Source organism: Mesorhizobium sp. dw_380 (assembly GCF_018588885.1).
Classification (GTDB): Bacteria; Pseudomonadota; Alphaproteobacteria; order Rhizobiales; family Rhizobiaceae; genus Mesorhizobium.
Window position 1 is genome coordinate 12682 of sequence record NZ_JAFFIW010000002.1, and the last position, 20754, is coordinate 33435.

A 20754-nucleotide genomic window follows, 5' to 3' on the forward strand; every position below is an offset into this window, starting at 1 on the left:
TACTGCCCTACTGCCCTACTGCCCTACTGCCCTGCTGCCCTACTGCCCTACTCCAACGATTTCAACAGATTGTCGATCGTGAACGGATTGGCCTTTGGCTTGGCCGGCGGATTGTCGTTGGCCGGCGGCGGTGGCGCCGGATCTGGCTTCGGCGCCTGTTCGGCGGCTTTGCGTTCGGCCTCGAGCCTTGCCTTTTCCTGCGAGGCGATGCGCGTCGCCTCTTCCGCCTTCTGGCGCTCCTGCTCCGCCTGGGTCTTGGCCGCCTTGTCCGCTGCCTGCTGCTCTGCCGCGGCCTTCGCATCGGCATCCGCCTTTGCCTTGGCTTCGGCATCGGCCTTGGCTTTCGCTTCCGCGTCGGCCTTCGCCTTGGCATCCGCTTCAGCCTGGGCCTGGGCGTCAGCCTCCGCTTTCGCCTTGGCGTCCGCCTCCGCTTTCAGCCGCGCGGCCTCCTCCTGCTGACGAAGTTCCTCGGCGGCCTTGTCGCGCGCGTCCTGAAGTGCCGCGTAATAGCGCACCTCACGCCGCAGCCGTTGCTTCTCCAGCAGGGCCGCCTGCATCGCCTCGACGCGCTGCTGCTCCTTTTCCAGCGCCCGCTGGGTCAGGAACTGCGCCAGCGGCTCGCTGTCGAATTGCCGTTTCACGGCGCCGAACGGGCCCTCGGCGGTGAAATTCATGACGGGCTCGGAGCCGACCAGCGCCTCGTCGCCGGGCCGGTAGGTGATCGCTCCCTCGGCGGAAACCGTGCTGGCGCTGAGATCGGCCGTGATGTCGGCGGACAAGGTCGCCGCCGGGTTTTCAAGGCTGATCGGCGGCGCCCGCAGCGTACCGCCGGCAATCGTGAAAGCGACGTCGGCATTCCCGGCGGCAAAGCTGCCATCGGCGGCGATATCAGGCGCAAAGGCGGCGGTCTTGGCCGCGTCGATATCGCGCCCGATCGCATCCGCCTTGGCCAGCAACGCGCTGAACGCATCGGGATTGACACCGGCGACCTGCAAGCCCTCCAACGCCGCCGTACCGGAGCCGGACAGAGCGGCGACCATCGCATCGACCGACTTGCCGCTCGTCGACAGCGCCATCGAGACATCGCTGACGCCGCTGATGCCGGCGTCCGGCAGCACATTTGTCAGATCCGCGCCCGCCAGCTTCATCTGGCCGGTGAAAAGCCCGGTGCCGTCATTGTTCTTCAGCTCGAACAGCCCGGTCAGCGCCCCGCCGAGGAATTTGGCCTTGAGGTCCGAAACGCGGATGCCTTCCTGGTCGAGTTTCAGCGACAAGCCCGCGTCGTAGGCGGTGGCGAACGGTCCTGCTGCCAGCGCCGACGTCCTCAGGTCGAGATCGGCGGTGAACGGGAGGCTGGATTTCTGGCTGAAGGGCGCTGCCGGCCAGACGCCGCCCCTGTCGGTCGCGTTCTTGTCGCTCCCACTCTTGTCGGCCCCAGCAAGGAAAGCCGAATCGCCGAACAGCGCCACCGCCATCGGATCGAGGTCGAGCTCATCGAGCGCCAGCGCGCCGGCCAGATGCGGCACGCCGTCCTTGACATCGACATTGACGTCGCCGGACACCGCCGCCTCGTTGATGGCGCCGTTGACATTGTCGAGCACCAGCAGGCCGTTGCCATAGTCCCCTTGTGCCGAGAGCGACGTCGACATGCCCGCCCCCATGCCCGGCAAACCGATACCAGTCGTCATCAGCCAGGGTTCGATGTCGGCGGCATCGAGGTTGATCTTGCCCTTGGCGGTGGGCCCCTGTGGCGTATCGGCGATCGTCCCTTCGAAGCCGGCCTTGAAGTCGTTGCCGGCGAGGCTGAAATTCGTCGCCAGGCCACCGCCGAACGTGCCCTTGGCCTGAATGTCCGTGCTTGCCTCACCCAGCATGCCGAGCGGCAGCGCCGGCAGGCCGTAAAGCGCCAAGAGAGCGGTGGCGTCGGGATTCTTGGCGTTGAAGGTCAGTGTCACCGGCGCTTCAAGCAGCTTGTCCGGCGCTCCCCTTCCCGACAGCGAAGCGGAAAAGGCGGAGCCGCCGGCCTTGCCCTGTCCGCTCACCGCCAGGCCCGTTGTGCCATCGCCATTGTCGGCGGCACTCGCCACGAGGTCGACGCGGGCATCCTGGAACAGGTCGGGATAGGCGGCCGCACGGCTCGCGAGCCCTTTCAGAATAGCGCTGTAGGGGTAATGCTGCGCGGCAACGTCGATCAGCGGCTTCAGATCGACGGCGACAACCGATGCGTCCAGCTTGCCGGTCGGGCTCGCCGGAAAATCCTTGATCCGGCCCGTGGCGCTGATCGAGGCGCCGGCCAGCCCACCCACCGACAGCCGGTCGATTTCGAGCAAGCCCTCACGCAACCTCAGCGCCGTGTCGACTGTGTCGGCGGTCAAGCCGCCGGCGCTGACCGGCCCGGCCTTGATCTGGAAATCGAGATCGCGGTCGGCGAAGCGGTTGGTGCCCTTGTCGCTGACGAAGATCGAGGCGAAGGCCGCCAGCCCGTCGACATCGAGTTCGCCGCCCTCGAGCCGCATCAGCACCGAGGGCCTGGCGTCGTCGGGCTGGCTGGAATCGATGCGTCCGGAAAACTTCGCCTTGCCGAGGATCAGTTCGAGGTCGCTAAAGGCCTGGCGTTTTTCCGAGAGATCGACCTTGGCCTTGAAGCCGGCGGCCGGCAGACGGCGGATCGCCTCGTCGACATCCTTCGACAGCCAGGCGGCAAAGCCGGAAGGCTGTGCCACGGCCAGCAGCAGCGAACCGCTGAAGCCGAAATGGTCCTCGAGGCTCAGCATGCCATTGGCTTCCAGCGTGGTGCGGCCGGGCAAGGTCGCGGCAAGCGATTTCACCGACCAGCCACCCTGAACCGGTTCTGCGGAAAGATGAACGTCACGGACCGTCGTATCGCCGGCCACCACTGCCGGCAGCTTGACCTCGACGGTGCCGGGGATGGTCGGCTTCGGCAGCCCTATCAGAGCCTGCTCGAGCCCGGCGATGCGCTGATCCAGTGTCAGGCCGGCGCCGGCCTGCGCGCCCACCGCCTCGTCGAACTGCACCTGCGCGCCATTGGCCTCGATGGCGAAACTCGGCTTCTGGCCGAGATCGACCGAAGCCTTGCCGTCGGCGGTGTAGGGATTATCCAGCGGGCCGGTCTCGAAACGGAATTCGTCGACGCCGAGCTTCTGGTGGTCGAGCGAAAACTTTCCGTTCAGCCGGAAGCCGGGATCCGGCTTGCCGGCGCTGACCTTCACCGTCTCGCCATCGTTGCCGCGCAGCTCGGCACTGTCCTTGTCGGCGCCATTCTTGTCGGCGGCAGCAATCTTGAACTGGCCGGAATAGACGGCCGCACCGTTGACGATGCCGGCGTTGCCGTCGGTCTCGATGGCAAGCGGGTAGGCATAGGGATCGGCCTTCAGCCGAAGCCGCATCTGCCCGGAGGGTTCGGCCTTGCCGGTCGTTGCCGCGACCGTGGTGCGCAAACCGTCCAGCCGCAACGTGCCGTCCATGCGCCACGGGCCGGCCAGCGACTTGGCCGAGATGGTGGAGTTGATCTCGGACATGAGATGGCTGCGGCCACCCGCGGCATGGCGCAGTTCGACCTGCCCTTCCGTCACCGTCAGCTTCTCGATCGAGATCTGGCCGGGGTTGAAGGGCGACGACGGGCGCATGGCCCAGTCGACGGTTCCATCCCTGGCAATGTCGATTGTCGCTTTCGGCCGCACCAGCCGCATGTCGAAGATCAGCACCTCGCCGCGCAGGAAGGGCGCCAGTTCGGCATCCATCGAGAACGTCTCGACGGTCATGGACGGCTGGCCGTTTGGACCGCCGGCTACGGCGACGTTGGAGAAGGTCACCGAGGGGAACGGCAACAGCCTTGCCGTGGCCTCGCCCTGCACGGTCACCTTGCGGCCGAGGATGGCGCTTGCCTCGCGCTCGAAATCGGCGCGGTAACCGGTCCAGTCGACAAAATAAGGCACCACCAGCGCCGCGCACAGCACCAGCACGAACAAGCCACCAAAGATCACGAACAGGCGTGCGAGCATCAGCTCCGAACAGGTTGATTGAAATTCTGCCGCACTCTACCCGCATCCGCGTGTCGATAAAGAGGCAATTCATCCCGTATTGCGTCATGTCGGACGATCTGAAACAAATCCCGGAAAATCGGAGATTCCTGGATGTCGGGCAAGAACTGGGACCGCGTGCCGATCGATGCGCAGAGCGTCGATGCCCCGCTTTCGCAGTCGGCGATTTTTCTTGTCGTCACCGTCGCCGGCGACCCACCGGCCCTGGCCAGGATTTGTTCCGTGCTCGGCGACCTTGACGACCTGGTCAAGAATGTCGGGTTCCGCGACCTCGGCGGCCGCCTGTCCTGCATCGCAGGCATCGGCCGCGATCTCTGGGATCGCCTCAGCCCCGGCCGGCGGCCGCTGGAACTGAAACCGCTCGCGCCGATCAAGGGCGCTGTCCATTCGGCGCCCTCGACACCGGGCGACCTTCTCTTCCACATCCGGGCCGAGCGGCCCGACATGTGCTTCGAGTTCGAGCGCATCCTGCTCGACCGGCTTGGTCCTGCTGTGACCGTCGTCGACGAAGTCACGGGCTTTCGCTATTTCGATGCCCGCGACCTGCTCGGCTTCGTCGACGGTACCGCCAACCCGACGGGTCTCGACCTGCCCGCCTCGGCGCTGGTCGGCGACGAGGATGCCGATTTTGCCGGCGGCAGCTATGTCGTCGTCCAGAAATACCTGCACGACCTGCAGGCATGGGCACGCATCCCGACGCCCGAGCAGGAGGCGATCATCGGCCGCACCAAGATCGACAACATCGAGATCGACGATGACGACGCGCCGCGCAAATCGCACAAATCGCTGGCCACCATCGAGGATGCCGACGGCAACGAATACGACATCTTGCGCGACAACATGCCGTTCGGAAGGCCCGGGCAGAACGAGTTCGGAACCTACTCATCGGTTACAGCAGGTACCTTTGGGTCACCGAAAAGATGCTGCAGCGCATGTATGTCGGCGACCCGCCGGGCGCTTACGACCGGCTGCTCGATGTCTCCACGCCGCACACCGGCACGACGTTTCTCGCCCCGACACGTTCCATGCTGCAGGCCCTTGTCGAGGTCGCGCAGCAAAAGCCTGCGGCAGCGCGCTAGTGTGAAAGCCTGGTGCTTGGTACCCGCGATGACCGGCAGGTCCGACCCAGAGCGGCCGTCCGATGCCGCGAGCCGTTGACGCGGGCCGACCCCGCGGGCCGACCCTTAGCAGAGGACGGACTTGAGAATAGCCACGCTGCCGCAGCAAAGTTTTGCGAGCTCGAACCGCTTCTCCAAACCACAACCGCGTCTATGTTCGGAGTACCGAATCGGCCGGCTGAGCCGTCGTTATCGGATCGGCATGACGATGCACAATCTTCCAGAGACCATCTTCGCGGCGAAAGACGCTCGTCACGCGCAACGCCAGAGGCGTGACATCGCTCCGACCGCCAACCTTGGACCTGAGCCGCTCCACTTCGACGAGGTATGCCAGCTCAGACGTCACACACTTGGCTATGTTCTCGAAGCCGGTAGCGTCGCCGTCCCTGTAATTCGATGCCGCTCGCTCCATCGTCTCAACGACCTGCTTCCATCCATGCACGAAAGGGCCAAAGGGATTGCCCAGTGTTACATCGTCTCGTTGGGAATAGAGCTGCTTCGCAGGGGCAGGGTTTCCTTTCATGAACTCATCCAGAGCCAGGTGGTATTTTTCAACTGCTTGATCGAAGTCATTGGCGTCGAGGAACACGTCATCCTCCCTGTCGTTTTATTTCTGATCCGGACCGGCGACTCCCTCAGGTCAACACTTTGTGTGTCCGCAGCGGGTAAGGCTTCCCTAACTACGGCGAAATGCAGGTTGGCTTGCCAGTATAGCACGGGGCGAGACAAGTTTCGCGACAGCGTTTTGAGACGGCCCGGTAAATGGCCGCTCTCCACCATGAGCTGCCGACGCGTCGGGTACCGAGCGTCAGGCTTTCACCACTAGGTCACGCGCTGAAGAGCTTCAGCGCGCCATCTCCTCAGCGTGCGTCGCGCTTCGCTTGCGCCACCTTGCCCGCCTTGCGCTGCCGGCCGAGTTCCGCCGGCCGGACCAGCTTCGGCGCCCGCTCGTTGGCCACGGCCCGCATGCCCTTGTGAGCCGTCCGCGAATTGAGCGCGGGACCGTCCGCCGACACACCTTGCTTCATGGCCAGCGCCTTGCGTGCATTCCCGACCAGTGAAACGCGAGCCGCCAATTGCCGGCGGCGCTCCGTCTCGCCATTCAGGCGCCGCATGGCCATGGCCAGCACCGCGAGCTTCAGCTGCGAACCGCCATCGGCCTTCGAGGGCGTAGCGCCCTTCGCCGCGCCCTTGCCGCGTATTTCGCGCCGGCGACGATGCGCTTCGGTCTGTGCCTTGTCGCGCCGCTCCCGCAACAGCTTGGCCAGGCCGCCAAGGTCCGCGTCGGAAAGCTCCTGCACCGCCGGATGGTGCGATTTTTCCACCAAATCCTTTTCATCGGCGCTCAGCGCGCGCGCTTCCTCCTTGCGTGAAATCGCCATATCATCCTCCTCCGCTGGCAACGCCTGTCTGTTCAGGCTCCGCTGCTCCAGCGAGTCTCGACCCGAATGGCGGCGCGGTCAAGACGAGCTATTTTTGGGTAGTGGGTCAGTTTGAAATCTGAGGGCGCAACCGAGGTCAACCCGCAGCTGGAGGTGGTGTGGACGCTCAGATTTTCCAGCCGGTCAGAACGCCAAAAACGCCGATTTGAATTGCTTTTTAATATTAGCCATGACTAATTAATAGCTTGGTCTGGCACACAGACCGTGCCTCTCCAAAGATGCGGCATTTTTAGCACGCTCAGTGGAGGAATAGATGAAAACCCTTCTTACGGTTACGATGGTGATGGCGCTTGCCCTCGCGGGGTCCGCGCCTGTGCTTGCGGGACCCAATGGTTCTACGACAACGACGACAACTGGGCAGGGAAATGGCGGAAATACAAACATTAACGCCAACCCTGACAACAATGGCCAGACGACAACCACTACCACGACGACGGGACCGGGTGGTCAGATCAAACAGGGAAACACCGACTGCAACAATTGCGATACGACTACAACCTCGACAGGGCCGGGCAACAGTAAGTAAGCGCGCAAGGGGGCGGTCTTCCCCGCCCCCTTCCTTCTTTCGGGCGGCCGTCGAGCGGCCACCTTTTGTATCGCCCGTGCGTGATCGGCTTCTCAGCTTCCTTTGCTTCGATCAGCGCGACGATGTCCGTGATATCCCAAAGCTTGCGCAAGCCGCTTCGCTGGATCGTCCATGAAGCCGATGGCATAGCCGCTATGATGCCGGCCTCGCGCCAGCTCCTGGCTGCGGTTGGGATGCTCCCTACCCCACAGCCGGCAGGATTTTGCCCGGGTTCATGATGTTTTGCGGGTCGAGCGCCTGCTTGATCGTGCGCATGATATCGACGCCGTGGCCGAGTTCGCTGCGCAGGAAGCCGATCTTGCCCTGGCCGATGCCATGCTCGCCGGTGCAGGTGCCGTCCATGGCAATCGCCCGCATGTTGAGCCGCGCGACGAATTTCTCCGACAGCGCGATCTCCTGCGGATCGTTGACATCCATCAGCACCAGCACGTGGAAATTGCCGTCGCCGGCATGGCCGACGATCGGCGCGATCAGCCCCATTTCGGCGATGTCGGCCTCGGTTTCCATGACGCATTCGGCAAAGCGCGAGATCGGCACGCAGACATCGGTCGACAGGCCCTTGGCGCCCGGCCGCAATGTCAGCGACGACCAGTAGGCGTCGTGCCTGGCCTTCCACAGTTTTGTGCGCTCCTCGGCGACGCTGGTCCACAGGAACGGCCCGCCGCCATTCTCCTCCGCGATCATGCCGAAAGTTTCGGCCTGCTCGGCAACGCCGGCATCGCTGCCGTGGAACTCGACGAACAGGCAGGGGCTCTCGGGATAGTCGAGCTTGGAATAAGTCTTCATCGCCCGCATCTGCAACGCATTGACCAGTTCGATGCGCGCCACCGGAATACCCATCTGGATCGTCGCGATGACGGCGTTGCAGGCGGCCTCGACGCTCGGGAACGGACACACACCGCCCGAGATCGCCTGCGGAATGCCCTGCAGCTTCAAGGTCAGCGAGGTGATGATGCCGAGCGTGCCTTCCGAGCCGACCAGCAGCCGCGTCAGATCATAACCGGCCGAACTCTTCTTCGCCCGCTTGCCGGTCGTCACCGTCTCGCCGTCGGCCATGACCGCCGTCAGCGACAGCACGTTCTCGCGCATCGTGCCGTAGCGCACGGCATTGGTGCCCGACGCCCGCGTCGCCGCCATGCCGCCAAGCGAGGCGTTGGCGCCGGGATCGATCGGAAAGAACAGGCCGGTGTCGCGCAGATGCCGGTTGAGGTCTTCGCGAGTGACACCCGGCTCTACCGTGCAGTCGAGGTCCTGCGGATTGACCGAAAGAATGCGGTTCATGCGTGACGTGTCGACCGAGATGCCGCCGCCCGGCGCATTGGTGTGGCCCTCCAGCGAGGAACCGACGCCGAAGGCGATCACCGGCACGCGATGCGCGGCACAGGCGCGGACGATCTCCTGCACCTCGGCCGTCGTCTCCGGAAAGGCGACCCCATCCGGCGCCTGCGTCGGGATATAGGTGGTGGTGTGCGCGTGCTGCGAGCGGATAGCCTGGCCGGTCTGGAAGCGCTCGCCGAGCCGCTGCTTGAGGATGCCGAGCACCGCCGCGATGCCCTCCTCATTGCGTTCGACCGGATTGAGGTCGCTCAGAGCCATGATTTCCTCCGCGAATGGACCAGCGTGGATGCTTGTTATGCGATTATGGATGCGTAGTCTTACCCGCCACGCTCTGTCCAGCACCAGAACAAGGAAGTTTCGATGTCCATCCCCGCCCCCTTCGTTTCCAAGCCCATGGACATCGAGAAGGGCTGGATCGACTACAACGGCCATCTCAATATGGCCTATTACAACGTGCTGTTCGACCGCTGCTCCGACAAGGCCTTCGAGGCAATGGGCATGGGGCTGGATTACGTGAAGGAGCGGCGGCTCACCATCTACACCGCCGAAGTCCATGTCTGCTACGTGCAGGAGCTGCATCTGGACCACAAGGTCGAGGTCTCCTTCCAGCTCATCGACCATGACGAGAAGCGGCTCAGGGCCTATCAGGAAATCCGCCATGTCGATGGCTGGCTCGCCGCCACGTCCGAGACGCTGTCGCTGCATGTCGACATGTCGGGCCCGAAGGTCGCGCCCTTCCCCGCCGATGTGCTGGCCAAGGTCGAAGCCATGCGCGCCGCGCATGCGGTGCTGCCGGTGCCGGAGCGCGCCGGCCGCTCGATCGGCATCAAGCGCAAATAGGGCGAAGCCAACACTGTCACCGCGACGAGCGAATTGGGCATCAAAGCCACACCGGCAGCTCAAAATCGAAGAAGCTGCAAATCGGCTGGCGCCGGTTCTTGAAGCAGTATCGGCCCCGCGTTAACCTTACCGAGTTTTTAACGGGAACAAGCCATTTGAGCCGTTGAACGACTCAGCGGAGCGGTCGAAAACGATCCGCATCGAGTTGCGATACGGGCGGCGGGGCGAAGCCGGTTCGAGGGACGTGCATGAAAACCGACATCAAGGTCGAGGTGGACAGGCTGGCCGCCGATCCGCGCATATCAGACTATGATTTCTGGCGTTCGCTCAAGAACGTCGACAACGAGATCTTCCACATCGCCAACAACAACGAACCGATCCCGTTCGACATGATCCGCTGGCGCAGCATTTTGAAGCGCGCCCGCCTCAAGCGGGGGCATGCATAGCGTCGGCGGGTGGGCCTGCCATCTCGGCCACTATTTTCTGATAGGTTTGTGCTGCCCCTCATCGCCCTGCCGGGCACTTCTCCCCGTATAGTGACGGGGAGAAGGACGCTGTCACCGACAGCTTCGCCAATCACCAGCATTGCAGAACAAGCGCCGACATTACGGCCAGCCCCTTCTCCCCGTCACTATACGGGGAGAAGATGCCGGCAGGCAGATGAGGGGCCGCGCAACCCATCAACAAGCGTCTCGAATTGCGCCCCGGTCTACGGCGATCGCTTCACCGCCGCCAGCGGCGAGCGCGCCACCACCGGCGATGACTGGATAATAGCCGTGTTGGTCATCGCATACGGGATGATGCGGTCGATCACCCGTTCTAGCTCCGCCACCGAGCCGACATGCGCCAGCGCGATGAAACAGTCCTCGCCGGTCACCCGGTCGCATTGCGCGATCTCCGGCAGCTCGCGAATGATGTCGGCCACCACGGACAATTGACCCGGCACCGGCCGGATGCGCAGCCACGCCGACAGCTTCAGGCCGAGCGCCGCCGGGTTGATCCTGACGCTATAGGCTTCGATGACGCCGTTCTCCTGCAGCCGCTTGATGCGCTCGGCGACACTCGGCGCCGACAGGCCGACCGAACGCGCCAGCTCCGCCGTGCTGGTGCGCGCGTCGTTTTCCAGCAGGCGCAGGATCTTCATATCAGCTGCGTCGAGATCGACATTTTCTGTTCGAAGGCGTTTCACGGAAAACTCCTTGCTTTCATGAAGAAGACGACCCCAGCAGCCCGATCGCCATCGATATAAATCGGGAAAATCGCCTGCGATACTGATCCGATGGACGATCAAGCGCAAGCTCCAGCGGCTGTCCTTGCCGGCCCTGCCCTCGGCAAGCTGGCGACAAGACTGCCGCCGCATGTCTGGTTCGGCGTCAGCGCCGTCTTCCACTATCTCGGTCCGGCCTTCGCGGTGCTGCTGTTCCCGCATGTCGGCGTGCTCGGCATGGCATGGCTGCGCATTGCCACCGCGGCGCTGATCTTCGCGCCGTTGACGCGTCCCTGGCGAAGCTTCGCCCGCGCCGATCCTCCAACGCGACTGCTGTTGCTGGCCTTCGGCGGCTGCCTGGCGGTGATGAACTGCTCGTTCTATCTGGCGCTCGACCGCTTGCCGATCTCGCTGGTGGCGGCGATCGAATTCGTCGGCACGATTGGCGTCGCGCTGGTCGGCCTCAGGAGTGCTCGCAACCTGGCTGCCCTTGCCGTAGCCGTCACCGGCACAATGCTGCTGATCGACGTCAAGTGGTCTGATGATCCCGTCGGGCTGTTCTGGGCCTTCCTCAACGGCGCCCTCTTTGTCGGCTATATCGTGCTCGGCCACCGTGTCGCCCGTGCCGGCGCCGGCACCGGTATTGCGGGCCTGGGTGCCGCCATGGCGGTCGCCTTCATCGTCGTGTTTCCGATCGGATTCACCGGCGCGCTGCCCGCCTTTTTCTCGCCGCCGCTGCTCATCGCCGCCATCGGCGTCGGCATCTGCTCCTCGGTCATTCCCTACATCTGCGACCAACTCGCAATGTCCCGGCTGCCGCGATCGAGCTTCGCATTGATGCTGTCGCTGCTGCCGGTCACGGCAACGCTGATCGGCATCATCGTGCTGCGCCAGATTCCTGGTTTCCGCGATTGCCTCGGCGTCGCGCTTGTGGTCGCCGGCGTCGCCTTCCACAGGCCGGCGAGCACGGATTAGGCACCGCCGTCCTATGCCAGTTTCTGCTTCAGGAAAGCGATCGTCCTGCCCCAGGCGAGGTCGGCCGCCTTCTTGTCGTAACGGGCCGCCGACGTATCGTTGTTGAAGGCATGGTTGGCGCCTTCATAGACATAGGCCGTGTATTCGACATGGGCGGCATCGAGCTCCTTCTTGAAGGCGTCGATGCCGGCATTGGTGCGCTCGTCCAGCCCGGCATAGTGCAGCAGCAATGCGGCCTTGATCTTCGACACATCGGCGGCCTTCGGCTGCATGCCGTAATAGGCGACGCTGGCGGCGAGATCGGGCGCGTTGACGGCCAGCATGTTGGCCGTGCCGCCACCCCAGCAGAAGCCGATGGCGCCGACCTTGCCGTCGCCGTCCTTGTCGGCCTTGAGGAAAGCGACGCTCGCCACGCCGTCGGCGACGGTCTGCGCCGGGTCCAGCTTGGTGAACATGTCGCGCGCCTTGTCCTCGTCATCGGGCGTGCCGCCAAGCGGCGACAAGAAATCCGGCGCGAGCGCCGCGAACCCCTCAAGCGCTACGCGCCGGGCAACATCGCGTATATGCGGGTTGAGCCCTCTGTTTTCATGGATGACGATGACGGTGCCGAGCTTGCCGGCCTGGTTTGCCGGCTTGACCAGATAGCCCTTCATCTCGCCGCCGCTGCCGGGATAGGTGATGTCCTCGCCTTTCACCCGGGCATCGTTTTCAGCGACGATCGCCGCCTGTGCAGAATTGGCGGCAAGCATCGGCGCGATCGCGGCCGCCGCCGCGCCCGATCCGGCGAGCCTTGTCAGCTGTTCCATGAACCGGCGGCGGTCGAGCGTCAGATGCGTGTATTCGTCATAGGCGTCGATCATCGCCTGCGTGATGATTGGTTTGTCGGCTGTGGCGGATTTCGTCACGGGCGCACTCCTCGATGTCTCGCCTTGGCGTCGTTGGCCGTTCGCAAGATAGGAGCGAGCCTCGCATCGTCCAGTCACGGCACGGTGTTCGGTGCGGCGAGCCGGCGGCAATGATCACATTTTGGTCATCGGCGACAAATCTTGCTGGCTCTGCCAAGATAGTGGGGGAAACTGGCTGATCGGCCGCGCCATGGTATGGTGCGGCCTCGGCCCTGAAGGAGCGACGCTGATGACCATGCCCTCACCGATCCTGGCAACCGCCTTCGTGACAGCCATGGCCGCTATTCTGGCGCTGCGAGCGGCTATTGTCGCAGTGAGCCTGAAATCCATGGTCAAGGTTCCCAGCCAGCGCCATCCGGCAAAACACAAAAATCCAAGGTTGAGGTGAAGTCATGGACATACAGAACATTGTGAGCACCGTCTCGCAAAAGGCCGGCCTCGATCAGGCCACGACGGAAAAGGTCGTCGGCACCATTTTCTCGGTGCTCGAGCACGAGGCGGAAGGCACCAGTGCTACATCCTTCTTCGCCAAGATTCCGGGCGCCGATGCGCTGGCGCAGAAATATGACGTCATGGCCGCCGCTCCTGCCGGCGGTGGTGGCGGCTTCCTGTCGTCGCTGCAGGGCGCACTTGGCGGCGTTCTCGGCGAAAAGGCGGGCGCGCTGGTCAACGGCCTCGCCGCGCTCAAGGCATCCGGCCTCGACATGGCGCAGATCCAGAAGGCCGGCGAAACGCTGGTCCAGCAGGCCGAAGCCGCCGCCGGCCCCGATTTGACCAACCAGGTGCTCGGCTCGGTGCCCAGCCTGAAGAGCCATTTGGGGCTTGGCTAGACGGCGGCGCCGACTGGCCGGTCGAAGGCGGAATGCTGCCCGACATTGCGACGCTATAGTGATCACGGTCGGTGCTGCCCCTCATCGCCCTGCCGGGCACTTCTCCCCGTATAGTGACGGGGAGAAGGGGCTAGCCGCAACATCGGCGCCATTCTGGCAACGTTAGTGATTGGCGAAACCGGCGATACCAGCTCCTTCTCCCCGTCACTATACGGGGAGAAGATGCCGGCAGGCAGATGAGGGGCGGCGCCGACGTTCGCGGAATCGCGTATCTGCCAGGCCACTCATCCAGCAGAACGCCTGCCCCTACTTCGGCAGCGCGTAGGCCATCACATAATCCCCCGGCTTGGTGCCGACCGAGCCGTGGCCGCCGGCGACGATGACCACGAACTGGCGGCCGTCGGCGACGGTATAGGTCATCGGTGTCGATTGTCCGCCGGCCGGCAGCCGCGCCCGCCAGAGCTGCTTGCCTGACGTGAGGTCATAGGCGCGCAGATAGTCGTCGACCGCGGCACCCAGGAAGGCGACGCCGCCGGCGGTGATCATCGGCCCGCCAATGCCGGGCACCCCGACCTTCAGCGGCAGCGGCAGCGGCGTCATGTCGTAGACGGTGCCGTTGCGGTGCTTGTAGGCGATCGCGCCGGTCCTGAGATCGACGCCGGCGACATAACCCCAGGGCGGCGCCTGGCAGGGAATGCCGAGCGGCGACAGGAACGGTCCCATCACCACCGCATAAGGGGCGCCCTCATTGCGGTTCAACCCCTGCTCGCTGCCCTTGGCATCACCCGGCGGCGGCACGTCCGCACGCGGGATAAGTGTGGATGTGAAGGCCAGATAGGTCGGCATGCCGAACATCACCTGCCGCACCGGGTCGACCGCCACGCCGCCCCAGTTGAAGGTGCCGAAATTGCCGGGATAGACCAGCGATCCCTGCAGCGAGGGCGGCGTATAGCGGCCCTCGTAGCGCAGCCGGTGGAAGGAAATCCGGCACGCCAGCTGGTCGAACATGGTGAGGCCCCACATGTCGGCGTCGGTCAGCGGCTTCGGGCTAAAGGAGAGATCCGATACCGGCTGGGTCGGCGATGTGCGGTCGCCTTCGATGGCGCCGCCGGGCGCCGGCACTTCCTTGACCGCGATCACCGGTTCGCCGCTGCGCCGGTCGAGCACATAGAGGTCGCCCTGCTTGGTCGGCCCGACCAGCGCCGGCACCACGGTGCCGTCGGCCTTGGTGATGTCGATCAGGGTCGGCTGTGCCGGCACATCCATGTCCCACAAATCGTGATGCACGGTCTGCCGCACCCATTTCAACTGCCCGGTGTTGAGTTCGAGCGCGGTGATCGAGGAGGAGAATTTCTCGACATTGGCGCTGCGGCCCATGCCGAGCTGGTCCGGCGTCTGGTTGCCGAGCGGCACATAGAGCAGGCCAAGCTTCTCGTCGGCGCTCGGCGTCGACCACATGTTGGGCGAGTTGGCGGTGTAGCTCTGGCCGGGCGCAAGCGGCGTCGTCTGGTCCGGATTGCCGGAATCCCAGTTCCACAGCAATTTGCCGGTGCTCGCATCATAGGCGCGGATGACGCCGGACGGCTCCTGCGTCGAATAATTGTCGTTGACCGCGCCGCCAACGATGATCTTGCCGCCCGCGATCAGCGGCGCCGAGGTCGAGTAATAATAGCCCGACTTCGGATACGGCATGTTGGTCAGCAGGTTGAGCGTGCCGCCCTCGGCGAAGGCGGGGCAGACCTGGCCGTTGGCGGCATCGAGCGCTATCAGGCGCGCGTCGGAGGTCGGCAGGTAGACGCGACTTGCGCAGGGCTGGCCGGCGGCGCCGGACGCATCGGCATAATAGGACACGCCGCGGCAGGTCTGGTGCTGGCGGTCCTTGTCGAGCTTGATCTTGGGATCGTAGCGCCATTTCTCCTTGCCGGTCGCCGCATCGATGGCGATGGCAAAATTGTGCGGCGTGCAGATGTAGAGCGTGTCGCCGATCTTAAGCGGCGTCACCTGATAGGTGGTCTCGCCGACGTCATCCGGCCCCTTCACGTCGCCGGTCCGGTAGGTCCAGGCGGGCTGCAGATTGGCGACATTGTCCGGCGTGATCTGGTCGAGCGGCGAATAGCGCTGGCCGAATTGCGTGCGGCCGTAGAAGTGCCATTCGCCCGCCGGTACATCGCCGCCGAGATTGGCGTTGGGGATCACCTTGTCGGTGTCGAGCGCGCCGGCGATGTCTTTCGGGTCCGTCGTCATCGAATAGCCGGCCACCGCCAGCGATGCCAGCACGGCCAGGATGAGCGGCGCGCGCGCGTCTGGCCCGGCGAGGCCCCGCCTCGCCCACGGCGTCAAAAGCCACAGCGCCATCAGCACGATGATGCCGCCGCGCGGGCCGAGTTCCCACCAGTCGAAGCCGATTTCCCAGACCGCCCAGGCCAGGGTGCCGAGCACGATCGCCGCGTAGAGCCACAGTGCCGTGGAGCGGCGCCGGTAGAGCAGCCAGGCGGTGATCAGGAAGGCCAAACCGACGATGATGTAATACCAGCTGCCGCCGAGCGAGGCCAACCAGATACCCCCCGCGCCGACCGCCAGGCCGATGAGGAACAGGACGAGGGAGGTGATGGTGACAGCCAAGATGATACTCCTTCGACTGCTGCGCTCGCGCGGCCAGGGGCAACCCGGCATTGCGTTGCTACCCGGAACACAACTTTCCCCTGACGATCCCGCCTGTCAAGCACGCGCCATAAGCGCAGGCAGTGATGTTTGTTCCACCGCAATTGCTGATCACGTCGACAGCAGTGCGAGCATCGGGCAGCCAAATCAGCCACTTTACCGGAACAAAACGTAGACAGTTCTGGTCTTTCCCCACCGAATCACTACATTCGGGGGCGATGTCCGGCTTTTCCGAAGACATGCCCTTTTTCGATGAACCCAATGCGCGGCCCACGGCCCCGTCGGGCATTGCCGCGCGCGCCATGGCTGCCCGCAGCGGCCAAAACAACGCGCCGGACTATCTCAGGGGCCTGAACCCGGAACAGCGGCTGGCGGTGGAGACCACCGAAGGCCCTGTCCTGGTGCTGGCCGGCGCCGGCACCGGCAAGACGCGCGTCTTGACCACCCGCATCGCCCACATCCTCGCCACCCACAAGGCTTGGCCCTCGGAGATCCTCGCCGTCACCTTCACCAACAAGGCCGCGCGCGAGATGAAGCAGCGCATCGCCATCCTGATCGGCGAAGGCAATGTCGAAGGCATGCCCTGGCTCGGCACCTTCCACTCGATCGGAGTGAAGCTGCTGCGCCGTCACGCCGAGCTTGCCGGCTTGAGATCCGACTTCACCATCCTCGACACCGATGACGTCGTGCGCCTGATCAAGCAACTGATCCAGGCCGAGGGCCTGGACGACAAGCGCTGGCCGGCCAAGCAGTTCGCCCAGATGATCGACGGCTGGAAGAACAAGGGCCTCGGCCCCGCCGAAATCCCCGAGGGCGACGCACGCAGCTTCGCCAACGGCAAGGGCCGCGAACTCTACAAGGCCTATCAGGGGCGACTGCAGACGCTGAACGCCTGCGACTTCGGCGATCTTCTGTGCCACCCGATCCGCATCTTCCGCGCCAATCCGGATGTGCTGAAAGAGTACCACAAGCGCTTCAAATACATCCTCGTCGACGAATACCAGGACACCAACACCGCGCAATACATGTGGCTGCGGCTCTTGGCACAGCGGCCTGATGCGGGCCGCCCTTCGACCCCGACGGATCTACGATCGGCCGAAGGCCGCAAGCCCGACCGGGCGTCCGAGCTGTTGCGAGGCCCCCGCGGAGGGCCCGCGCCGGCAGGCGCGGAACAGCCCGTGAGCGAAAACAGAGTCAACATTTGCTGCGTCGGCGACGATGACCAGTCGATCTATGGCTGGCGCGGCGCCGAGGTCGACAACATCCTGCGCTTCGACAAGGATTTTCCCGGCGCCACCATCATAAGGCTGGAGCGCAACTATCGCTCGACCGCGCATATCCTTGGCGCCGCCTCGCATCTCATCGCCCACAATGAGGGCCGCTTCGGCAAGACGCTGTTCACCGACCGCAATGAGCCCGAGGACAAAAAGGTGCATGTCCACGCCGCTTGGGATTCCGAGGAGGAAGCCCGCGCCGTCGGCGAGACCATCGAGGCCTACCAGCGCCAGAAGCATAACCTCAACGACATGGCAATTCTTGTTCGCGCGTCCTTCCAGATGCGCGAATTCGAGGATCGCTTCGTCACCCTCGGCCTCAACTACCGCGTCATCGGCGGCCCGCGTTTCTACGAGCGCATGGAAATCCGCGATGCGCTCGCCTTCTTCCGCGTCGTCGCGCAAGGCGCCGACGACCTCGCCTTCGAGCGCATCGTCAATGTGCCGAAGCGCGGCCTGGGCGAAACCACCATCCGCCAGATCCACGACACGGCGCGCGCGCTTCGTGCGCCGATGCTGGAAGCCGCCGCCAAACTCGCCGAAAGCGACGAGCTGAAGCCGAAGCCGCGCGCCGCACTGCGCGAAGTCGCGGCCAATTTCGAACGCTGGCAGAAGGCGCTGGAAACCACGCCGCACACCGAACTCGCCGAGACCATTCTCGAGGAGAGCGGCTACACCGACATGTGGAAGAACGACCGCTCGGTCGAGGCCCCCGGCCGGCTGGAAAACCTGAAGGAGCTGATCCGCTCCATGGAGGAGTACGAATCGCTGCGCTCGTTCCTCGAACACGTGGCGCTGGTCATGGATGCCGAGCAGAATGCCGAACTCGACGCCGTCAACATCATGACGCTGCATTCGGCCAAGGGCCTAGAATTCGAGACGGTCTTCCTCCCCGGCTGGGAGGAAGGCCTGTTTCCGCACCAGCGCGCGCTGGACGAAGGCGGCCGTTCCGGGCTGGAGGAAGAGCGCCGCCTCGCCTATGTCGGCCTGACCCGCGCCAAGAAGAACCTGCACCTGTGGTTCGTCTCCAACCGCCGCATCCACGGCCTCTGGCAATCGACCATCCCGTCGCGCTTTCTCGAGGAACTGCCGGAAGCCCATGTCGAAGTCGCCGAAAGCGGCAACAGCTACGGCGGCTATGGCAATTCCTATGGCGGCGGCTCATTCGCCTCCGGCCGTGGTGGCCAGGGGGCAGGAAGACAGAACCCTTATGGCGCGTCGCGCTTCGACAATGTCGGCGCCAACACCGAAAAATCCGGCGCTTTCTCCAACACCTACGCGACGCCGGGCTGGCAGCGCGCGCAGCAGAACCGCACCGAGGCGACCGATCGCAACTGGGGCACGCGCTCCGGCCACCAGGTCGAGCGCATCGGCTATGGCGAAACCGACAGCGGTTACGGCGCCGGCCGCACCTCGGTCAAGGGCCGCACCATCGACGGCGAATTGGTCGCCAAATCCGTCGCCGACAAGCCCTCACCCTTCAACGTCGGCGACCGCGTCTTCCACCAGAAATTCGGCAACGGCAACATCTCGGCCATCGAAGGCAACAAGCTGACCATCGACTTCGACAAGGCCGGCCAGAAACGCGTGCTGGACGGGTTCGTCGCGGCGGTGTGAGCCGCCCCCTTACCGATACCTTGCCTGGTTCCACTTATGGCCGAGCAGCGACAGGATGATGATCAGGCCGTTGAAGAACTGGACGTAGAAGCCGCTCAGGCCCGCCGCCACCACGCCCGTCTGGATGAACGACACGGTGACCGCGCCGATCGCACCGCCAACGACCGTGCCGATGCCGCCCCAGGTCGGCGTGCCGCCGACGAACACCGAGGCCAGCACCGGCAGGAGATAGCCGTCGCCGGCCGTCGGCCACCAGGTGAAGTTGATCATCACCGAAAACGTGCCGGCGATCGCGGCTCCGATGCCGACGAAGACGAACACTTTCACCCGCACGCGCTTGACGTCGATGCCCATCTGCTGGGCGCTGTCGGGATTGTCGCCGACCACCTTCACCTGTGCGCCGAAGCGGTGCCTGTTATAGAGCATCGCCGATAGCACGACGAAGGCGATGGCCCAGAAGATCTGCACCGGAATGCCCAGGATCTGGCTGGAGAAGATCTTGTAGGCCGGGCTGTTGGCAAGGCCGGTCAGCGCCATCGACTTGCCTTCGTTGATGATCTGGATCAGGCCGCGCAGCAGGAAATTCATGCCGAGCGTGGCGATCAGCGACGACAGCCCGCCATAAACGACCAGGGAACCGACGAGGAAGCCGAGCAACATGCCGGTGATGACAGCCGCGGCAATGCCGAGGAACGGATCGTAGCCGGCCTGCACTACCAGGGCGAAGACCCAGGAAGCAAAACCCATCGTTGCCGGAAACGACAGGTCGATCTCGCCGCAGGTGACGACAAAGACCAGCGGCACCACGACAAACAGCGCAACGGGGAGCGTCGTCAGCACGGAACTGTAGAGATACCAGGTGGTGAACACGGTCGGGTTGGCGATCATGAACACCGCCATCATGACGATGAACACGCCGAGCGTGCCGAGCGAGGCGCGGTTGTCGAGGACGAAGCCGCGCAGCCAGTGGTCGGACGGATGCCTCCATTCCTTGCCGACGGTATCGCCGCTTGAACCGCTGAAAGGGCTTTGCAGATCGGGTTCCATGGCCTTGCTCATCGCGCTCTCTGCTCCGTTTCGCCGCCATCGTGCAGTCCGGGCAGTCCGCCCGGATGCGCCACGTCTTCCATGAAGTTGATGAGATCCTCGGCCGACTTGACCTCGCTGCGGTCGGTGGTCAGCGCCACCTTGCCGCGGTCGAGAACCACGAAGCGGTCGGCGATGTCGAAGACATGGTGGATGTTGTGGCCGATGAACAGGATCGACCGTCCGCTCGCCCGCACCTGGCGCACGAAATGGAAGACCTTGGCGGTTTCGGTCAGCGACAGCGCCGTCGTCGGCTCGTCGAGGATGATCAGCTCGGCCTGCTTGTAGATGGCGCGCGCGATCGCCACGCCCTGGCGTTCGCCGCCCGAAAGCTGGCCGACGATCGAGTGCGGCGTGAACACTTTCGAGGTGAAGCCGATCTCGCGCATCAGCCGGCTTGCTTCCTGGATTTCCTTTTCGACCTTCAGAAAGCCCATAAAGCCCGTGAGCTCACGGCCCATGAAGATGTTGCGCACGATGGTCTGCTGCACGGCCAGTGCGCGGTCCTGGAACACCGTCTCGATACCGGCGTCGCGCGAGCGCGCCGCACTCCATCCGGTCACCGGCTTGCCGCGCACCAGTATGTCGCCGCTGGTCGGCCTGACGACGCCGGACAGGATCTTGATCAGCGTCGACTTGCCGGCACCATTGTCGCCGATCAGGCCGACCACCTCGCCGCGGTCGACGCTGAGATTGACGCCGCCCAGCGCATAGACCTGGCCGTAGGATTTCTTGATATCGCGCAGTTCGATGATGCGTTCGGCCATCGTATCCTCGCTTGATTTTCGTGCCGGCCTTGTCGCCAGCGGCCCCG

General features: G+C 64.3%; 15 protein-coding genes and 1 pseudogene. 7 read left to right on the forward strand and 9 right to left on the reverse strand.

Going from position 1 to position 20754, the window contains the following annotated elements; all coding sequences use genetic code 11:
* Positions 1-47: 47 nt before the first annotated feature.
* On the reverse strand, positions 48-4022 hold the full coding sequence (locus JT360_RS01765; RefSeq protein ID WP_214469773.1) for an AsmA family protein: 3975 nt from the start codon (positions 4020-4022) through the stop codon (positions 48-50).
* A 132-nt stretch (positions 4023-4154) separates the two neighbouring features.
* Between JT360_RS01765 and JT360_RS01770 the strand changes: the two are divergent.
* Positions 4155-5140, forward strand: a pseudogene (locus JT360_RS01770) (Dyp-type peroxidase).
* 190 nt (positions 5141-5330) lie between these two features.
* Here the strand turns inward: JT360_RS01770 and JT360_RS01775 are convergent.
* The 3 genes from JT360_RS01775 to JT360_RS01785 all read right to left on the reverse strand — a co-directional run bounded on the left by JT360_RS01775 (position 5331) and on the right by JT360_RS01785 (position 8803).
* Positions 5331-5768, reverse strand: a complete 438-nt coding sequence (locus JT360_RS01775; protein WP_352126982.1) for a YybH family protein — start codon at positions 5766-5768, stop codon at positions 5331-5333.
* Between the two features lie 271 nt (positions 5769-6039).
* Positions 6040-6561, reverse strand: coding sequence for a hypothetical protein (locus JT360_RS01780; protein ID WP_214469774.1), 522 nt, complete (start codon positions 6559-6561; stop codon positions 6040-6042).
* A gap of 826 nt (positions 6562-7387) precedes the next feature.
* Positions 7388-8803 carry an FAD-binding oxidoreductase gene (locus tag JT360_RS01785; protein ID WP_214469775.1) on the reverse strand — a complete coding sequence of 472 codons (1416 nt, stop codon included), beginning with the start codon at positions 8801-8803 and terminating at the stop codon, positions 7388-7390.
* Positions 8804-8905: 102 nt separating this feature from the next.
* Between JT360_RS01785 and JT360_RS01790 the strand changes: the two genes are divergently transcribed.
* Both JT360_RS01790 and JT360_RS01795 read left to right on the forward strand, forming a co-directional pair.
* Positions 8906-9385, forward strand: a complete 480-nt coding sequence (locus JT360_RS01790; protein WP_214469776.1) for a thioesterase family protein — start codon at positions 8906-8908, stop codon at positions 9383-9385.
* Positions 9386-9633: 248 nt separating this feature from the next.
* Positions 9634-9831, forward strand: a complete 198-nt coding sequence (locus JT360_RS01795) for a hypothetical protein (RefSeq protein WP_015317249.1) — start codon at positions 9634-9636, stop codon at positions 9829-9831.
* Positions 9832-10094: 263 nt separating this feature from the next.
* Here the strand turns inward: JT360_RS01795 and JT360_RS01800 are convergent, their stop codons facing one another.
* Complete coding sequence (locus tag JT360_RS01800; protein WP_214469777.1) at positions 10095-10574, reverse strand: Lrp/AsnC family transcriptional regulator; 480 nt, start codon at positions 10572-10574, stop codon at positions 10095-10097.
* 90 nt (positions 10575-10664) lie between these two features.
* Here JT360_RS01800 and JT360_RS01805 point away from each other — a divergent pair, with 90 nt between their 5' ends.
* Positions 10665-11567 carry an EamA family transporter gene (locus tag JT360_RS01805; RefSeq protein WP_214469778.1) on the forward strand — a complete coding sequence of 301 codons (903 nt, stop codon included), beginning with the start codon at positions 10665-10667 and terminating at the stop codon, positions 11565-11567.
* Positions 11568-11578: 11 nt separating this feature from the next.
* On the opposite strand, the gene JT360_RS01810 is transcribed toward JT360_RS01805, so the two are convergent.
* Positions 11579-12427 (reverse strand): dienelactone hydrolase family protein, encoded by an 849-nt coding sequence (locus tag JT360_RS01810; RefSeq protein ID WP_214470100.1) that lies wholly within the window; start codon positions 12425-12427, stop codon positions 11579-11581.
* Between the two features lie 166 nt (positions 12428-12593).
* On the opposite strand from JT360_RS01810, the gene JT360_RS01815 reads away from it, so the two are divergent.
* Both JT360_RS01815 and JT360_RS01820 read left to right on the forward strand, forming a co-directional pair.
* Positions 12594-12860 (forward strand): hypothetical protein, encoded by a 267-nt coding sequence (locus JT360_RS01815; RefSeq protein WP_214470115.1) that lies wholly within the window; start codon positions 12594-12596, stop codon positions 12858-12860.
* Positions 12861-12864: 4 nt separating this feature from the next.
* Positions 12865-13302 carry a hypothetical protein gene (locus tag JT360_RS01820; protein ID WP_214469779.1) on the forward strand — a complete coding sequence of 146 codons (438 nt, stop codon included), beginning with the start codon at positions 12865-12867 and terminating at the stop codon, positions 13300-13302.
* 306 nt (positions 13303-13608) lie between these two features.
* On the opposite strand, the gene JT360_RS01825 is transcribed toward JT360_RS01820, so the two are convergent.
* Positions 13609-15924, reverse strand: a complete 2316-nt coding sequence (locus JT360_RS01825) for a glucose/quinate/shikimate family membrane-bound PQQ-dependent dehydrogenase (protein WP_284731524.1) — start codon at positions 15922-15924, stop codon at positions 13609-13611.
* 257 nt (positions 15925-16181) lie between these two features.
* Between JT360_RS01825 and JT360_RS01830 the strand changes: the two genes are divergently transcribed.
* Entirely contained in the window at positions 16182-18854 is a 2673-nt protein-coding gene (locus JT360_RS01830) for an ATP-dependent helicase (RefSeq protein WP_214469781.1), read from the forward strand.
* A 9-nt stretch (positions 18855-18863) separates the two neighbouring features.
* On the opposite strand, the gene JT360_RS01835 is transcribed toward JT360_RS01830, so the two are convergent.
* Both JT360_RS01835 and JT360_RS01840 read right to left on the reverse strand, forming a co-directional pair.
* On the reverse strand, positions 18864-19913 hold the full coding sequence (locus JT360_RS01835) for an ABC transporter permease (protein ID WP_214469782.1): 1050 nt from the start codon (positions 19911-19913) through the stop codon (positions 18864-18866).
* Positions 19910-20707: an ATP-binding cassette domain-containing protein gene (locus JT360_RS01840; protein WP_214469783.1), complete on the reverse strand. Its 798-nt coding sequence runs from the start codon at positions 20705-20707 to the stop codon at positions 19910-19912. The genes JT360_RS01835 and JT360_RS01840 overlap by 4 nt, the downstream gene beginning before the upstream one ends.
* Positions 20708-20754 lie beyond the last annotated feature (47 nt).

Bases quoted from the DNA above. Each gene is read 5' to 3' on its own strand.
- JT360_RS01805 (WP_214469778.1), top strand. From the start codon at position 10,665: ATGGACGATCAAGCGCAAGCTCCAGCGGCTGTCCTTGCCGGCCCTGCC.
- JT360_RS01840 (WP_214469783.1), bottom strand. From the start codon at position 20,707: ATGGCCGAACGCATCATCGAACTGCGCGATATCAAGAAATCCTACGGC.
- JT360_RS01765 (WP_214469773.1), bottom strand. From the start codon at position 4,022: ATGCTCGCACGCCTGTTCGTGATCTTTGGTGGCTTGTTCGTGCTGGTG.
- JT360_RS01785 (WP_214469775.1), bottom strand. From the start codon at position 8,803: ATGGCTCTGAGCGACCTCAATCCGGTCGAACGCAATGAGGAGGGCATC.
- JT360_RS01795 (WP_015317249.1), top strand. From the start codon at position 9,634: ATGAAAACCGACATCAAGGTCGAGGTGGACAGGCTGGCCGCCGATCCG.
- JT360_RS01820 (WP_214469779.1), top strand. From the start codon at position 12,865: ATGGACATACAGAACATTGTGAGCACCGTCTCGCAAAAGGCCGGCCTC.
- JT360_RS01830 (WP_214469781.1), top strand. From the start codon at position 16,182: ATGTCCGGCTTTTCCGAAGACATGCCCTTTTTCGATGAACCCAATGCG.
- JT360_RS01810 (WP_214470100.1), bottom strand. From the start codon at position 12,427: ATGATCGACGCCTATGACGAATACACGCATCTGACGCTCGACCGCCGC.
- JT360_RS01790 (WP_214469776.1), top strand. From the start codon at position 8,906: ATGTCCATCCCCGCCCCCTTCGTTTCCAAGCCCATGGACATCGAGAAG.
- JT360_RS01835 (WP_214469782.1), bottom strand. From the start codon at position 19,913: ATGAGCAAGGCCATGGAACCCGATCTGCAAAGCCCTTTCAGCGGTTCA.
- JT360_RS01780 (WP_214469774.1), bottom strand. From the start codon at position 6,561: ATGGCGATTTCACGCAAGGAGGAAGCGCGCGCGCTGAGCGCCGATGAA.